Source organism: Providencia sp. 21OH12SH02B-Prov (genome assembly GCF_027362595.1).
Classification (GTDB): domain Bacteria; phylum Pseudomonadota; class Gammaproteobacteria; order Enterobacterales; family Enterobacteriaceae; genus Providencia; species Providencia zhejiangensis.
In genome coordinates this window covers 55,143-67,794 of sequence record NZ_CP114797.1, presented here as the reverse complement: position 1 = coordinate 67,794, position 12,652 = coordinate 55,143, and the positions used below count along the sequence as shown (strand labels likewise).

The 12,652-nt window shown below is 49.7% G+C and carries 20 protein-coding genes; 13 read left to right on the top strand and 7 right to left on the bottom strand.

Annotated elements, in window-relative coordinates:
- Positions 1-8 precede the first annotated feature (8 nt).
- On the bottom strand, positions 9-371 hold the full coding sequence (locus O7C57_RS20400; RefSeq protein ID WP_000683483.1) for a hypothetical protein: 363 nt from the start codon (positions 369-371) through the stop codon (positions 9-11).
- Between the two features lie 715 nt (positions 372-1,086).
- On the opposite strand from O7C57_RS20400, the gene O7C57_RS20395 reads away from it, so the two are divergent.
- The 4 genes from O7C57_RS20395 to O7C57_RS20380 are packed head-to-tail and all read left to right on the top strand — an operon-like array spanning position 1,087 to position 3,059.
- Positions 1,087-1,359: a helix-turn-helix domain-containing protein gene (locus O7C57_RS20395; protein ID WP_000356489.1), complete on the top strand. Its 273-nt coding sequence runs from the start codon at positions 1,087-1,089 to the stop codon at positions 1,357-1,359.
- Positions 1,359-1,892 carry a transglycosylase SLT domain-containing protein gene (locus tag O7C57_RS20390; protein WP_000790610.1) on the top strand — a complete coding sequence of 178 codons (534 nt, stop codon included), beginning with the start codon at positions 1,359-1,361 and terminating at the stop codon, positions 1,890-1,892. Before O7C57_RS20395 ends, O7C57_RS20390 begins: the two co-directional genes overlap by 1 nt.
- A gap of 10 nt (positions 1,893-1,902) precedes the next feature.
- Positions 1,903-2,511, top strand: a complete 609-nt coding sequence (locus O7C57_RS20385) for a hypothetical protein (protein WP_000891157.1) — start codon at positions 1,903-1,905, stop codon at positions 2,509-2,511.
- A complete protein-coding gene (locus O7C57_RS20380; protein WP_001020646.1) occupies positions 2,508-3,059 on the top strand; it encodes a FlhC family transcriptional regulator in 552 nt (183 codons plus the stop codon). Before O7C57_RS20385 ends, O7C57_RS20380 begins: the two co-directional genes overlap by 4 nt.
- 59 nt (positions 3,060-3,118) lie before the next feature.
- Here the strand turns inward: O7C57_RS20380 and O7C57_RS20375 are convergent, their stop codons facing one another.
- Genes O7C57_RS20375 through O7C57_RS20360 form a run of 4 tightly spaced genes read right to left on the bottom strand, consistent with a single transcriptional unit; the run spans position 3,119 to position 5,110 of the window.
- Positions 3,119-3,538, bottom strand: a complete 420-nt coding sequence (locus O7C57_RS20375) for an H-NS family nucleoid-associated regulatory protein (protein ID WP_213899780.1) — start codon at positions 3,536-3,538, stop codon at positions 3,119-3,121.
- A gap of 1 nt (position 3,539) precedes the next feature.
- Positions 3,540-3,833 (bottom strand): hypothetical protein, encoded by a 294-nt coding sequence (locus O7C57_RS20370; RefSeq protein WP_000919078.1) that lies wholly within the window; start codon positions 3,831-3,833, stop codon positions 3,540-3,542.
- Between the two features lie 16 nt (positions 3,834-3,849).
- Complete coding sequence (locus O7C57_RS20365) at positions 3,850-4,833, bottom strand: ParM/StbA family protein (RefSeq protein WP_000077457.1); 984 nt, start codon at positions 4,831-4,833, stop codon at positions 3,850-3,852.
- Positions 4,769-5,110: a hypothetical protein gene (locus O7C57_RS20360; RefSeq protein ID WP_131728116.1), complete on the bottom strand. Its 342-nt coding sequence runs from the start codon at positions 5,108-5,110 to the stop codon at positions 4,769-4,771. Before O7C57_RS20360 ends, O7C57_RS20365 begins: the two co-directional genes overlap by 65 nt.
- Positions 5,111-5,331: 221 nt before the next feature.
- On the opposite strand from O7C57_RS20360, the gene mobI reads away from it, so the two are divergent.
- The 4 genes from mobI (at position 5,332) to O7C57_RS20340 (ending at position 8,199) form a co-directional block, all read left to right on the top strand.
- On the top strand, positions 5,332-5,871 hold the full coding sequence (gene mobI, locus O7C57_RS20355) for a conjugative transfer protein MobI(A/C) (RefSeq protein ID WP_001447712.1): 540 nt from the start codon (positions 5,332-5,334) through the stop codon (positions 5,869-5,871).
- Between the two features lie 4 nt (positions 5,872-5,875).
- Complete coding sequence (locus O7C57_RS20350; protein ID WP_000127321.1) at positions 5,876-6,163, top strand: hypothetical protein; 288 nt, start codon at positions 5,876-5,878, stop codon at positions 6,161-6,163.
- A complete protein-coding gene (locus tag O7C57_RS20345; RefSeq protein WP_001348532.1) occupies positions 6,148-7,248 on the top strand; it encodes a RepB family plasmid replication initiator protein in 1,101 nt (366 codons plus the stop codon). Before O7C57_RS20350 ends, O7C57_RS20345 begins: the two co-directional genes overlap by 16 nt.
- Before the next feature lie 786 nt (positions 7,249-8,034).
- Complete coding sequence (locus O7C57_RS20340; protein ID WP_032427622.1) at positions 8,035-8,199, top strand: hypothetical protein; 165 nt, start codon at positions 8,035-8,037, stop codon at positions 8,197-8,199.
- An 85-nt stretch (positions 8,200-8,284) separates the two neighbouring features.
- Here O7C57_RS20340 and O7C57_RS20335 read toward each other — a convergent pair whose 3' ends face one another.
- Positions 8,285-8,719 (bottom strand): hypothetical protein, encoded by a 435-nt coding sequence (locus tag O7C57_RS20335; RefSeq protein WP_004201092.1) that lies wholly within the window; start codon positions 8,717-8,719, stop codon positions 8,285-8,287.
- 17 nt (positions 8,720-8,736) lie between these two features.
- On the bottom strand, positions 8,737-9,852 hold the full coding sequence (locus tag O7C57_RS20330; protein WP_000946104.1) for a phosphoadenosine phosphosulfate reductase family protein: 1,116 nt from the start codon (positions 9,850-9,852) through the stop codon (positions 8,737-8,739).
- Positions 9,853-10,119: 267 nt separating this feature from the next.
- Between O7C57_RS20330 and O7C57_RS20325 the strand changes: the two genes are divergently transcribed.
- From O7C57_RS20325 to O7C57_RS20305, 5 genes are all read left to right on the top strand, one after another.
- Positions 10,120-10,728 carry a hypothetical protein gene (locus tag O7C57_RS20325; protein WP_000849069.1) on the top strand — a complete coding sequence of 203 codons (609 nt, stop codon included), beginning with the start codon at positions 10,120-10,122 and terminating at the stop codon, positions 10,726-10,728.
- 4 nt (positions 10,729-10,732) lie between these two features.
- Positions 10,733-11,254 (top strand): hypothetical protein, encoded by a 522-nt coding sequence (locus O7C57_RS20320; protein ID WP_000393783.1) that lies wholly within the window; start codon positions 10,733-10,735, stop codon positions 11,252-11,254.
- Between the two features lie 2 nt (positions 11,255-11,256).
- Positions 11,257-11,778, top strand: coding sequence for a hypothetical protein (locus tag O7C57_RS20315; RefSeq protein WP_000648873.1), 522 nt, complete (start codon positions 11,257-11,259; stop codon positions 11,776-11,778).
- A gap of 96 nt (positions 11,779-11,874) precedes the next feature.
- Complete coding sequence (locus O7C57_RS20310) at positions 11,875-12,348, top strand: hypothetical protein (RefSeq protein WP_000057876.1); 474 nt, start codon at positions 11,875-11,877, stop codon at positions 12,346-12,348.
- A gap of 10 nt (positions 12,349-12,358) precedes the next feature.
- On the top strand, positions 12,359-12,652 hold the full coding sequence (locus tag O7C57_RS20305; RefSeq protein ID WP_001370730.1) for a hypothetical protein: 294 nt from the start codon (positions 12,359-12,361) through the stop codon (positions 12,650-12,652).

Sequence of the window (12,652 nt, the reverse complement as noted above, 5' to 3'; positions counted from 1 at the left end):
AGGCCCCCTTATTCGTCTCCAGCTCCAATATGGAAGCGCTGGTCAAAATCATAGGAATCTTGAAACCCACCAGTTTGTTTTTTTCTGCGCCGGGTAGGTGGTGCCTCTTTATATGCTGACCGCGCAACGCGGATAAAGCACGTTAGTCCAAACAGAGCCCCGACAACCAAAGCAACTTGCCACTGGAAGTAAGCGATCCCTCCCCAAAAGATAACAGCAGCCCAAAGGCTTTTGTGAACCAGAAATAGGAAACGAGCACCCCAAACGCCGAAGGGAGCCAGCGCCACACCAAGTCCCCAAGGTGTGTCAGCCATCATGGCTATTCCCAGAAGCACCATTCCCAGCAGAAGAATATTGACCACATGTTTCATATCAACCCCCTTACTCTTTACCTCCAGTTTACCACGGCATCAAAAAATGCAACTGTGAAAATTTGACTATTTTTTGCTAAACAACCATTCCATTGGCAACTTCTTCGATTAGAATTTGCCCTCAAACTTTCACATGTGAAAGTTTGCCCTTACGGAACAAGGCGTTTATTGACAAAGCATTACATAGTTGAACATGTCAAACAAATCGCATACACTATGGAATAGGCCATTGCTAACGCTTTGGTCCCCATCTGCAACACCGCAGAGTTCTCTTTCTCAAATATCTCTTTCTGTAAACACCATCATCCTTGTGTGGTCGGGATGCGCCTTTGCCTTCCCTGCCCTCCTCAGCTCCTGCTGTATTCGCAATTTCAGCCCTCGCTGTATCCCTAAAATCACTTATACCTAAACGCTATTTAATATCACAAAATACCGCACTCCCCGTGCGCTATTTCCGCCATTCTTTTGGCGCACTTTCCATTGCTATCGCAAAAATATCCGTATCCCATTGATTACTAAAAGTATTGTAACTTTGTTCCGTCGGTACAAAGTTAAGTGCATGTTTTTAAAGGTTTTTTATTGTTGACAGCATCATTATTTGGGCTTGTAAAGGCGCAAAATGTGTCAGTTTGTGACAATAGAAGAACTCTAAAAGCGTTCATCGAATAACGCACTTTTTGTATGGCTAACAACGCAGTTTAAAGGGTGGCAAACAATGGATAAATGCCAATTGATAGACATCCCAAGCGACCCAGAGAAGAAACGTGAGTGGATCAAGTACAAACTCAAGATCCAGGGGCTTTCTCTGGCCGCATTGGGCAGAAAACACAAAACATCTCGGCAGGTGGTGTCTACGGCACTCTATAAGCCCAGTCCACGCTGGGAACATGAGATAGCTACAGCTTTGGGTGTGAAGCCGTCTGAGATTTGGCCGGAGCGGTACGACGAAGAACACGAAATACCCCTCAGACATAAGGAGGCAAGCTGATGAAGAACAAAGCCAAGGCGCTAGTTCTGTCTGCGGCTCTCCTTTCATCAACAGCGAATGCTATTGACCTGAGCGGAACCATCTTCGACAAAGCAGCGAAAGCATATAACCTCGACCCTCTTCTAGTGTATTCGGTCGCATTGGCCGAATCTGCATCAGGGAGAGGTAATGGCTCTATAAGTCCTTGGCCTTGGACGCTTCGCGTTCCTGGGCTTCCTTTCTATGCTAAGTCGGAAGATCAGGCAAAGGCTAAGCTCGCTGAGTTTCAGCAGCAGTACGGTCGTGCCATTGATGTCGGGTTTATGCAAGTGAGCATCCGGTGGAATGGTCATAGAGTTTCTTCTCCAGCAGATCTTCTCGACCCAGAGACCAACGTCATGGTTGGGGCAGAGGTGCTATCAGAAGCCATTCAGTCATCTCCAAATGACTTGGAGCTTGGCGTTGGCCGCTATCACGCCTGGGAAGACGAAATCCGAGCCAGAAACTATGGTAGCCGAGTCTTGGCTATCTATCGCAACCTTCGTGATTTGTGAGGGGGGCGGAATGTTGGAACTGGATATTATTGGTGCGTGGGATGCAAGAGCCGTCAACCTCGATCAAGAAGAAGCTGATAGAAACGTCTACGAGTTCGATCTGACATTGTGGAACCTGCTATCCACTCTGGCAAAAGAACGTCCAGATGATGCGGCCTCACAATTTTCTTTGGGCATGGACACCGTTCAAAAGCTGTCACTGGCAACACCTTCCCAATTGGAAGCTCTGGCCTCTGGCGTGTTGATCTCTTTCAAACTCGAAACAGCAGAGCAGAACATCATCACGCGACTCTCTGGCGACTACGACCCTGTAGTTTTTATCAACCATAGTGTTGATGAATTTGATGCTGCCTACTGGTTGCTATTTAACCGCGTCGCATCGAGAGACCCGGAGATGGCAAAGGAAGTTTTCGGGGTTTCGAGAGAGCTTGCGGAGCTGGTGGCTAAGGCAACAGACAGCCAGTTGCGCCACATGTCTGGAACAACGGTTACGCATTTTACGCTTCGTTTTGCTCCGAGCATCATTGAAGAAATTCTCGATGACAGCCGGGAAGAGTTAACACACCCGGTATTGAAAAAACTGCAACAGTCTCTACAGGGACGTGGGAGGTGGAGATGAACATTGGCAACTCTGGTACATTGGGTCGCTGGGTTACAGCTCGACACATGGCCCTTGCTGGGTACATCACAAAAATCATCATGATCGAGACTGGCCTGACCTACAAACAGGTCAGACGGCTTTACCAGGATCTGGAGAGGGACGGATATACTCTGGAACGAAAATCCAGAACTTTCCGGGGTGGTGCGACACTGATTCATAGTCACACATCCAAGATACAGGCCTCTCTTCTAATGCAGCTCTACTTCAACATTGGTGGAGAAGCCGTGTTGCGGTCTGTGAACATCAAAGCCTTGAACAAGGCATTTAGAATGTATCACGCAATCCGCAAAGAAGTGCCCGGAATGAAAGGTGCTCGGTGGGCTCCGTTTGATATTACTGATGCCTGGTGTCTTGCTTCGGAGCTGAGAAGTGGGGACGCAATGCTGGAGGTGTGCGACAACTGCAAGTGTACGTACTTCACCTCTGTTAATCAAAGAACCTGCGTTGAATGTCCGTTCTGCAAAGAACAAGGAAGGCATGGTGGTGGGGAGAAAGAGTGTGCTTGAGTAGACTATGACATTTCGGACCAGAAGATGAGCGCCCAAACTTTGCGGCGCTCATTTTTTTACTTCTTCTGTGGGATACGGTAGCGCTCCAGCTCGACAGCTCCCAACCCCTTGAAAGCATCCGGGCGACGTCCTTGCCCACTCCACGAAACTCCGTCTTTTGAATATTTAGCATTATCAGGTTCTGATCTGCTCGTGAACATTTCGTTGAGCAAGCCGATGTCCACACCGCAGGATTCCATGTCGCTCATTATTCGCTCAGCCTGAGCTCGCTTTTCTTTTTCTTCTTCTTCTCGCTTTTTGTACTCTTCCTCCAGTTCATTGAGAACGCCCTTCATTCTGTCAATGATCTCCCGAACTTCATCTAACGGGAGTCCTCGCAACAGGGTGCGAATGCGGCTTTTACGCTTTAACTCTGCGATTATTAACTCTCTACGTTCAGCCGCTGATAGCGTAGAGGACTCCTCGTGGTCTTTCATGTCATACGGAGCCCATCAGTTTTCCTTTAAGTGAATCACGTTGAGAGTTCAGTTTTGCGTCAGTCTGCACTGGCGAATTTTGATGCTGTGCAGGTTGACTCTCTGAACTCTGTTGCTCAAAAGACCCAATGTTGCCAGAAAATCGAAGAGAATAAAGACCCAATAGAGCAAGGGCGCGGAGCCGATCACTACGCGCCTTATGCTGCATCTGGGACAGTTCACGATAGAGCTCCGGAAAGGCTTGCTCCGATATGTTCAGATTAGATATTTTTCCATCCCATTTGCTACCAGCCACAACGACCTCCTATCTATCAGCCGCAGAACCAGAAGCCCCTGGCATTGGATGCCACGGATTCGTTGGGCAGTACGATCCTGCTCTTAGGGAAAAGCTCCTTGGCCGCATCTTGGTAAGCCTCGGCACCGCCGCCAGCCAGCAGAACTACGTCAGCATCCATCCCGTCCTCACGCATTGACTTCCGCATAGGGATCAAGGCGTTTTGAGCGACTTTGGTTGAGGCTTTCTTGAAGTAGTCTTTGATCGATACCTTTTCACCGTAGAGGAAGATTTCGGCCTTACCGGCACGAATAGCTTTCTCGATCTTTTCGATGCCAGGGGCACCGCCGTGGTCTTCCTGAATTAGCCGGTCCGTTTCCTGTAGCAACACCGACATCGCCTTGAGGCTGGTGCCAGATGAGTGATAGCGGACCTCTCCCTCTTCAAGAGCTACCCAGTCTACAGAAAAGAACCCAGGGTCAATTACAACGGTTTTTCCTCCCTGGATAATCTCCAGGAGGTCTTCATCTTTGGTTGAACTTACAACATCCATGTAAGCACCGGCAGGTTGAGGTACAACCACGACAGACTTAACCGCTACCGATCGTTTTGGCGTGATCTGGTGTTCGCCCTCAAGCCGAGCTTTCAACGCCTCTCTGCGCTCTACGTCCATGTACTGACTAACAGGCAGGCCAGTCACCAGCACATCGATCTCCTTCTGCTCGGACATCAGGAGTGCAGCGTAGAAAAGAGCCTTGTATGGATTGGTCGAAGGATAGTCGCCGTGAAGCTCACGCTCCCATCCTTGCAATCGGTCAGGCTCGACGCCTGCAACCCATTTCTCTCCATCAATCACAACCTGAATGCAGGTCCCTGCACCGCCAGTTAACTGTTGTGGCATCAGTTCCAATGGACCTGCCCCCACCGGCATGACGACTGTGCGAGCTTCCTCACCTTTATACCCCATTGCCATTTTCAGGTTGGAGTAACCAATATCCAAACCCAGAACAAATTGACTCATGAAATCCTCCAAAGATTGCTTTTAGATTGCTTTTCGATTGCTTGCCGCGTGTTGGATAGAGAATAAGGCTAAAAGCGGGGACAGATGGCCTGTGTAATTGCCCAAAAGGGGCATATAGGTTGCTTTTCGGTGGCTTTTTGATCGTTGAGTAAGGGAACCTATGGGAACGCTGCACGGATAGGCTCAGATAAACAGACCTTACCCTCGCATCGAGAACCGCTTGCCCTCCAGCATCGAGAGACGGTGGTAAAGAGGCATTTGGAATCTTTGATGCCATATCCAATATATCTGGAATCTTTACATATAGATTCATATTTAAAGAGGCTGTGAAAGAATAAGAGCATCAAGATTCCAGATAGATAGAGGGAAATTTGACAAATTCCAAAGATGGGTTAGCCTAGTGACAGAACTAGATTCCAGTATTGGAATAATCAGCTTTAAATTCCAGATAGATAGTTATGTGGATAGGAATTGGATAGGAATTGGGAGGGTATTGAGGTGAGTCTACCAACAGAGCGATGGCTAGATCTGCTAGATCCGAAGCTCGAAGAAGAACGATCCGAGATAACAGAGGATCTGCTAGAGGCAGAGGGACGAGAGTTTGTTGCAGAGGTACGGAGCAAACTGGATCACGCCTTAGCGGTTCTTGCTGTCGAGGCGCAGCAGGAAGCGGACATGTACTGGAACGCGCACAAATCAGCGCGTGAAGAAGCGTCAGAGGACGAACAAGGGCGTGTCGGTACACGGGTTCGCATTCTAGGCGTATCACTCGTTGCAGAGTGGTATCGCAACAGATTTGTCGAACAAGTTCCCGGACAAAAGAAAAGGGTTCTATCGACACATATCAAGAAGGGTCGCGGTCATGCCTACAGCATGTCGCACTTCAAGAAAGAGCCTGTCTGGGCACAAGAGTTGATCCAGCAAGTTGAAACCAGGTATGCCGTGTTAAGACAACGCGCCACTGCCTTAGCAAAAATTCGCCGGGCGCTAAACGAGTACGAGCGCCAGCTAAACAAGACACATAGCGACGAGGTGTGACAACATGACAGCATCTGTAGCGGCCACTGAATTGGCGAAACTGGGGAAATGTGAAGCGATGATCAAGAAAGTCGCCAGCCATCCTCGCCCTGCCCTGTCAAAGCGCCCACAATCGCCACAGGGGACAGATAGCACCCTTCGGGGTGAGTTCGCTCATTTCCGATATGAAGCGGCAGCCCTGCGTTTTATGAGCGGCACTGCGGGGGCTAAGCGTCGCATCTACCAGCTAGTGTTTTCAGCGACGGTAGCAGCGGGAGCATTGACAATGCTGGCGGCATGGACCACCAGCTAGAAAGTATCGACGGAACAATCATGAGCAAGAGAACCAAAGACAAAGACCTGGAGAAACTCGACGTAATCAAAGACTCACCGCAAATGAGCCTGTTTGAGATCATTGAATCTCCGGCCAAGAAAGACGACTACTCCAACACCATCGAGATCTACGATGCGCTGCCGAAGTACATTTGGGACCAAAAGCGTGAGCATGAAGATTTATCCAACGCTGTAGTGACACGACAATGCACCATCAGAGGCCAGCATTTCACGGTGAAGGTGAAGCCAGCCATCATCGAGAAGGATGACGGAAGAACCGTGCTGATCTACGCGGGACAGCGAGAGGAAATCCTTGAGGATGCTCTACGCAAGCTCGCAGTGAACGGGAAAGGCCATATCATCGAGGGCAAGGCTGGAGTCATGTTCACTCTGTACGAACTCCAGAAAGAGCTCTCGAAGATGGGTCACGGTTACAACCTGAACGAAATCAAGGAAGCAATCCAGGTTTGTCGTGGCGCAACACTCGAATGTATCAGTGATGACGGCGAAGCCTTCATCAGCTCCAGCTTCTTCCCGATGGTGGGACTTACCACCAGAGGTGAGTTTCGCAAGAAAGGCGGGAACGCCAGGTGCTATGTGCAGTTCAACCCGCTGGTAAACGAATCGATCATGAATCTGTCGTTTCGTCAGTACAACTACAAAATCGGAATGCAAATCCGCTCCCCTCTTGCACGGTACATCTACAAGCGAATGAGCCACTACTGGACTCAAGCATCGCCAGATTCGCCGTACACGCCATCGCTTATCAGCTTCCTGACACAGAGCCCTCGTGAATTGAGCCCACGGATGCCGGAGAACGTCAGAGCTATGAAGCTCGCTCTGGAGGCCCTCATCAAACAAGAGGTCATAAGCGACTACGACGCGAACCAGATCAAGGATGGCCGCAGAGTCATCGACGTGCGGTACGTCATAAGGCCTCATGAGAACTTCGTGAAGCAGGTGATGGCGTCCAACAAGCGTAAGCAGCAGACAGAGCTACGGGCCATCAAGCAAGGCATGATCGACCACGACATCATTGATGAACCCCAGCGTAAGGGGAGGTAGCCACCAGAAGCTCCCAATACCCCAGGGAAAAGAAAGATAGGCGCGTCAGCGCCTTTTTTTATGCCAGAAGAAAGCGCACAAGGTACGCCCACAAGGAAAGACCGGAAACGGAATGCCTCCGCATATGGGGGAGCTGCACGGATAGAGCGAACGTGACCCCAGATGCTTCGTGGGCTGAGGCTCGATATATGGGAACGTTGCACGGTAGTTGCAAGCCGAGTCTCAGTATCGTGCAAGCGTAAGCCACGACGAAGGATAAGTGCCATGCTGCTCCAGTGGTTCCCGTAGAGTGGTTCCCGTAAGGTATTGATAGTTAAAGGGTGAGGATGTGGGGGACCTGCACGTTATGAGATTTGATATGTGGGTACGTTGCACGAAAGCAGGTTCTGAACCTCTCGATATATGGGAACTCTGCACGATTGACGAAGCAGAACAAAGATTGACAGATCAGGACAAACCTAAAAAGGCAGTCAAAATGACTCCAATAGTCCATAAAGTGATCGTGCTCACATAAAAAGAGGCCAAAAGTTATCCACATTTCCTGTGCATAAACGGGGTTTTGGTATGTGGGAGCGCTGCACGATCACATGTGGGTACGCTGCACGGAGCAAAAAACGACCAAAATTGATATATGGGAACGTTGCACGTTAAGAAGAGAATATATGGGCTGACTGCACGTATAACCTTAGACATGTGGGAACACTGCACGAACACCAGTTCTGATATGTGGGAACGCTGCACGAAAGCTCTGTTTTGTAAGGATTTTGTGGAAAAAAAAGGGGTTCCGTGTGGATAACAGTGGATAAGATCCAAGGGTATGTGGGGGCGTTGCACGGCAACCTATGGGTTCGCTGCACGGCAACCTATGGGTTCGTTGCACGGAATAAATATGAAAATGCCAGCAATATCAATGCGTTGAATGACAACTCAGAGCGCCTAACCTGTTTTTAACCGCTTTTAATCCTTTATACAAAGATCTAAAGATCTTTATATTTATCCTTTTGATCGCTGAGCAAAAAATAATCAACACTGTTTTTTAGAGAAAAGTCTCGTATGCAAGGCCGAACAGGACGAGTATCACTAACAAGATAAGCATCGACAGCACAAAGTAACCAGACTCGTACACCACAGCTTTGATCACAGAAACGACGCTGATCGATCTTCCAGAGATCCTCCCGATGATCCAGTGAAACGCAACGAACGAACCAAGCCCACAGATCAGCACCACCGCTACGGAGACAAGTGCATGTTCCCTCAGGACAGACTCACTAAGGAAACCATACTGCATCCCCATCAATACAAGCCTGCCAATGCCAAACCCCAGACCCAATGCAACAGCTCCACGAACCAGCACAACCTTCAACGACTGGAGCCATGTCAGTTCAAGATCCATCCCCTTACGGGAAGACCGACGCACCAGCACCATAGATATGCCCAGCCCCAAAAACACCAAAAAAACAAAATCCAACATTACCACCTCTGCACAAATCAATCAGAACCACAGGCCTCTCGGCCAAATGCGCCACCAGGGAGAACCCACTTCTGCCCCTCCGGCACAAAAATCGGGAGCGTGTAATCCTCTCTGGATACCTGCTCCAATGCCTCAACATCACTAATCTGTATCGGCGCAACAGCAGAACCTAAATCTATTACGTCGATTTTTTTTCTTGATACCGTCACACCAAAGGTTTGTTCATACTGAGCAATCTTCCCAGCTCGTTCAGGCCAGTAGTGACGGATAGTGGACCAGATACGCTGTGAGTTGTAGATGCAGGTCATACACGAAGACCGGCTCCAACCAAGGCGATAAGGGACTGGGGCCAGAATGCGGTGACGCTCGATTACTTCCCATACCTCTTCCTCAGTCCAATGAAGAACGGGCCTCCAGGCATCAACTAACCGTGCAGTCTTCCCATATCTTCTGTCACAGGCATGAGCCTCAAGCTGGTTGTACTTGGATCTGTTTGCACTTTCCTCCCGGCGCTCACCAGTGATGAAAAGGATCTTCTTCCCCTTGAAGCGCTCCTGGTTATTAAGAGCTCTGCGGCCAACATCGATCTTCAAGGCTGATGAACACCACCTTGTTTGGAGTGATGGCGATTGCTGAGGGAAACGAAGGCGTGTACCAGGCTTAGAGCGCTTATGGTCTCTAGGCAGCACCAGAAGCCCCTCAGGCGTCTCTACACGATGGGGGTGGCTATAGGCATTGTCTTTGAGCATTTCGCCCTCAAAGCCGCCCTCAAGCCACGAGAAGTACATTGGGACACCCAGTTCTTCCCCGAGCTGACGACAGTAATCACGCATGAAGGCCCAATCCATCAACGAACTACCTTCCTGACCATCAACATCATGGTGCCAGAACTCCACCTTTGACTTATCAACACCCATGTCCACCAGCCGCAAGTACGCAGCAATCGAGTCCTTGCCTCCAGACAGGCAAACAATGATGTGGTCGTACAAACTCAAGTCCACATCCGGCGCTGAGAAGTACGTTGTTCTATCGTCACAACGCTGACTGGAAGATATACCGGTAAGAACCGACTCCAGTGATGGCAACACCACCTGGTCATCGAACAAATCTCCTTGGTTTTCTCGTCTCAACATAAGTCGCTCTTTTTTCTTTACTGGGTTGTTTTTATGATTTACAGTATTATAAAATGATGCTGTGAAAAGTAAAGTTTTCAGAACGACCAGTCACTCAGGAGAACTTGATAAGCACCAGAAAGCAATCTAAAGGTGGTTTTTCGGTGAGGTTAGTTCAGGGGCAACCTGTCTTGCTGATTGAAAATCATCAAGAAGTGGTTTTTTGGTGTGGTTACGGTTTGAGGGGGTGAGTATGTGGGAACGTTGCACGGTTAAAGGGGGCCGCACATGAAAACGATAAAGCGGTTCATCGTATGGGTGAATTACGGTCTTGAGGGTTGGAGCATTTTCGGATCGAGCGATGACTGGGATGAAGCGGTATCCATCCGTTCGGAAGCGATAGACGAATGCAATATTGATGAGGAAGACATCATCTTGGCAGAAAACAAAAACGAGCTGGTGGTAAAACCTGCGGCCAAGCAAATGACGGAGTGGCACCGGGAACTGGAAGCCGTCCTTATGACCTTGGATGACTGCCAGATGGAATGTGACGGCATGACATGGGCAGTAAGCCACCTACTCAATGACGCGGGTGTACCTCATGACTGCATGTATGGTTTTGTGCGAAACGAACAGACCAAGGACATCGTGACACCGCATTTCTGGGTTGTCCTGGATGATGGGTGGTTGGTGGATCTGAGGCTACGCATGTGGCTTGGCGATCACGACAACATTCCTCACGGGGTATTCCATCCCGATAACGAGCCAGGATTTTTCTACAAGGGAGACCCCGTTCAAAACCATAAAGGGATGAGACTGGGCAAAGCCGTCCTGGACATCATGACCGACGGAAAAATTTCACATGTGAAAGTTCCTGAACGACAAGACGGAGAGTAATAGCGTGGAATTTGATTACGACAAGTCAGTATCAAACGCACATCTTGAGGCCGCAGGCTGGGGTATGGATGCCTTTAATCACTCCAACCCATTTGAGAGCCATGTCATCTATGTGCGTGACTACCGCAACGATCACATCCGCCTGTTCACCATCAAGAAGGCTGACTTCGACACGATAAAGCTGCCGCTTCACCTTACCTCCGACATGCTGGCTTCGGTGATCGCTGAGTTCGTATCGAAGGCAGCAAAAGGGAAGTTGAATACGAAGGAGTCCGATACGCTGGCTCCTGCCTTGGTTGGCTATGCCAAATCAACAGAAACCTACCGGAGCTGGCGGAGAGTGTCTGGAACAACAGAGCGATTGCATATGGTCATCAATATCTACGCGGGTTCTGGATTGCTGAGACCTTTCATCGCTCGGGCTCCTGAGACCGTCCTGACGACCCAAGAGCTACTGGTCTTCTCATCACAGGTTAAGAACATGGATGTATCCAATCATCCAGAGTGGTTTAGGGGCCTGAGGTAGTCATGAAGGCAGTTCTCTGGATATTCGTCCTTATCATTGCACCTTTCGTCATTGCGAAAGTGGACCAGTGGCGCAAACGCGGCATTGGAGACACCTGGGCGTGGTGGAAATCAGAGAACATGCCTTATGAGCTGCGCTCGGCCACTCTGTTTTTATCCGAACAGGACATATCAACCACACAGCCGGTGCCCATGCACGGCAGGGTTGATCAGGTGTACAAAGCCAAGAATGGGGTTCTCATTCCCTTGGACACCAAGCTGCGCCAGGTAAACCACATCTATGAGTCGGACATTATCCAGCTCTCGGTTTACCGGGTAATTCTGTCACACAAGTACAAGGCACCCGTTGCCAAGTACGGCTATGTCCGAACCGTTGTTGAGACAGCGGACGGGGATAGAGTCCGTTACATCAAGACAAACCTTCTCAGCGAAAAAGAAGTGGTCAAGTTGTGGCACCGCTATCAATCCATCCGTTCTGGTCAGGTAAAAACCTCCTGTTCCTGTGGCGGAAAGTTTCACATGTGAAAGTTCTGGATTGAATTAGGGTTGCCCGAATTGGGCAGCTAGGCGGGGTTGCATTTTTGAAAAGTCCTGTACGCTGGTTGGTATAGGAGGTGAATAGTGGCCCAGCTTAAACATAACCGCTTCGTCATGTTGGGGTCCTTGGTAGCGACGGTCGTAGCTGCTGCGAATGGCTTGAGTTTTCTCACCCTTATGGCTGGTGGAATGACCCTTATCCAGTTCATGGCTTGGAAGCAACAAGATGCTGTCCGTAGCCGGTTTAAAGCTGCGAAGGATGCGTTTGAAGCGTTGAACGTTATTGCGTTCGACAAGCACTGGGTAGGTTCAACCGCGACGGTCGCCAAAGTGTCGAACATGATCACTCCGCCCGAACGACTGGATAAGCCCTGGGCGGTGCAAGTTCTGGCCGTAACCAAAGGTGGGACGTGGTTCGCAGTGGATCTGCAAGTGACCGGCACTGACAAGGTTCAGATGCTTAGCCTCCACCAGCTTAGTGAAAAGGCGGCAAAGACCATGCTGGCCTTCGACCTCGAAGTGTATGAAAAATTTTTCGGAAAACCTGATGTTGCATGAGGACAATGTGATGGAAAAAGTCAAAAGCGTAGATGCCGTGGAGTTCACGGCAGCAGATAAGAAGGCGATGACCCATGCGGCATACGCCCAGTGTTTCTTCATTCTGGCCCAAGTGATGGCATTCCCTTCCCTAGGGGTGGCTGGCGCTATGGTTGCTGCTCTGTGCGGCATGATGCCGTGGTTGACCAAGTTCGCCAAAGAGGCTCCATCGAAAGCCTTTGGCATGGTGATGGCTTCACTCTGCCTTGCTCCTGTGTACGGGAAACTCTGTGAGCTGGTGGTCCACGCGATTCAGGGAGCTTGA

What these genes read in the sequence shown, in the direction of transcription:
- O7C57_RS20400 (WP_000683483.1), bottom strand. Translation starts at nt 371, where the DNA reads ATGAAACATGTGGTCAATATTCTTCTGCTGGGAATGGTGCTTCTGGGA.
- O7C57_RS20395 (WP_000356489.1), top strand. Translation starts at nt 1,087, where the DNA reads ATGGATAAATGCCAATTGATAGACATCCCAAGCGACCCAGAGAAGAAA.
- O7C57_RS20390 (WP_000790610.1), top strand. Translation starts at nt 1,359, where the DNA reads ATGAAGAACAAAGCCAAGGCGCTAGTTCTGTCTGCGGCTCTCCTTTCA.
- O7C57_RS20385 (WP_000891157.1), top strand. Translation starts at nt 1,903, where the DNA reads ATGTTGGAACTGGATATTATTGGTGCGTGGGATGCAAGAGCCGTCAAC.
- O7C57_RS20380 (WP_001020646.1), top strand. Translation starts at nt 2,508, where the DNA reads ATGAACATTGGCAACTCTGGTACATTGGGTCGCTGGGTTACAGCTCGA.
- O7C57_RS20375 (WP_213899780.1), bottom strand. Translation starts at nt 3,538, where the DNA reads ATGAAAGACCACGAGGAGTCCTCTACGCTATCAGCGGCTGAACGTAGA.
- O7C57_RS20365 (WP_000077457.1), bottom strand. Translation starts at nt 4,833, where the DNA reads ATGAGTCAATTTGTTCTGGGTTTGGATATTGGTTACTCCAACCTGAAA.
- O7C57_RS20360 (WP_131728116.1), bottom strand. Translation starts at nt 5,110, where the DNA reads ATGGCATCAAAGATTCCAAATGCCTCTTTACCACCGTCTCTCGATGCT.
- O7C57_RS20350 (WP_000127321.1), top strand. Translation starts at nt 5,876, where the DNA reads ATGACAGCATCTGTAGCGGCCACTGAATTGGCGAAACTGGGGAAATGT.
- O7C57_RS20345 (WP_001348532.1), top strand. Translation starts at nt 6,148, where the DNA reads ATGGACCACCAGCTAGAAAGTATCGACGGAACAATCATGAGCAAGAGA.
- O7C57_RS20335 (WP_004201092.1), bottom strand. Translation starts at nt 8,719, where the DNA reads ATGTTGGATTTTGTTTTTTTGGTGTTTTTGGGGCTGGGCATATCTATG.
- O7C57_RS20330 (WP_000946104.1), bottom strand. Translation starts at nt 9,852, where the DNA reads ATGTTGAGACGAGAAAACCAAGGAGATTTGTTCGATGACCAGGTGGTG.
- O7C57_RS20325 (WP_000849069.1), top strand. Translation starts at nt 10,120, where the DNA reads ATGAAAACGATAAAGCGGTTCATCGTATGGGTGAATTACGGTCTTGAG.
- O7C57_RS20315 (WP_000648873.1), top strand. Translation starts at nt 11,257, where the DNA reads ATGAAGGCAGTTCTCTGGATATTCGTCCTTATCATTGCACCTTTCGTC.
- O7C57_RS20305 (WP_001370730.1), top strand. Translation starts at nt 12,359, where the DNA reads ATGGAAAAAGTCAAAAGCGTAGATGCCGTGGAGTTCACGGCAGCAGAT.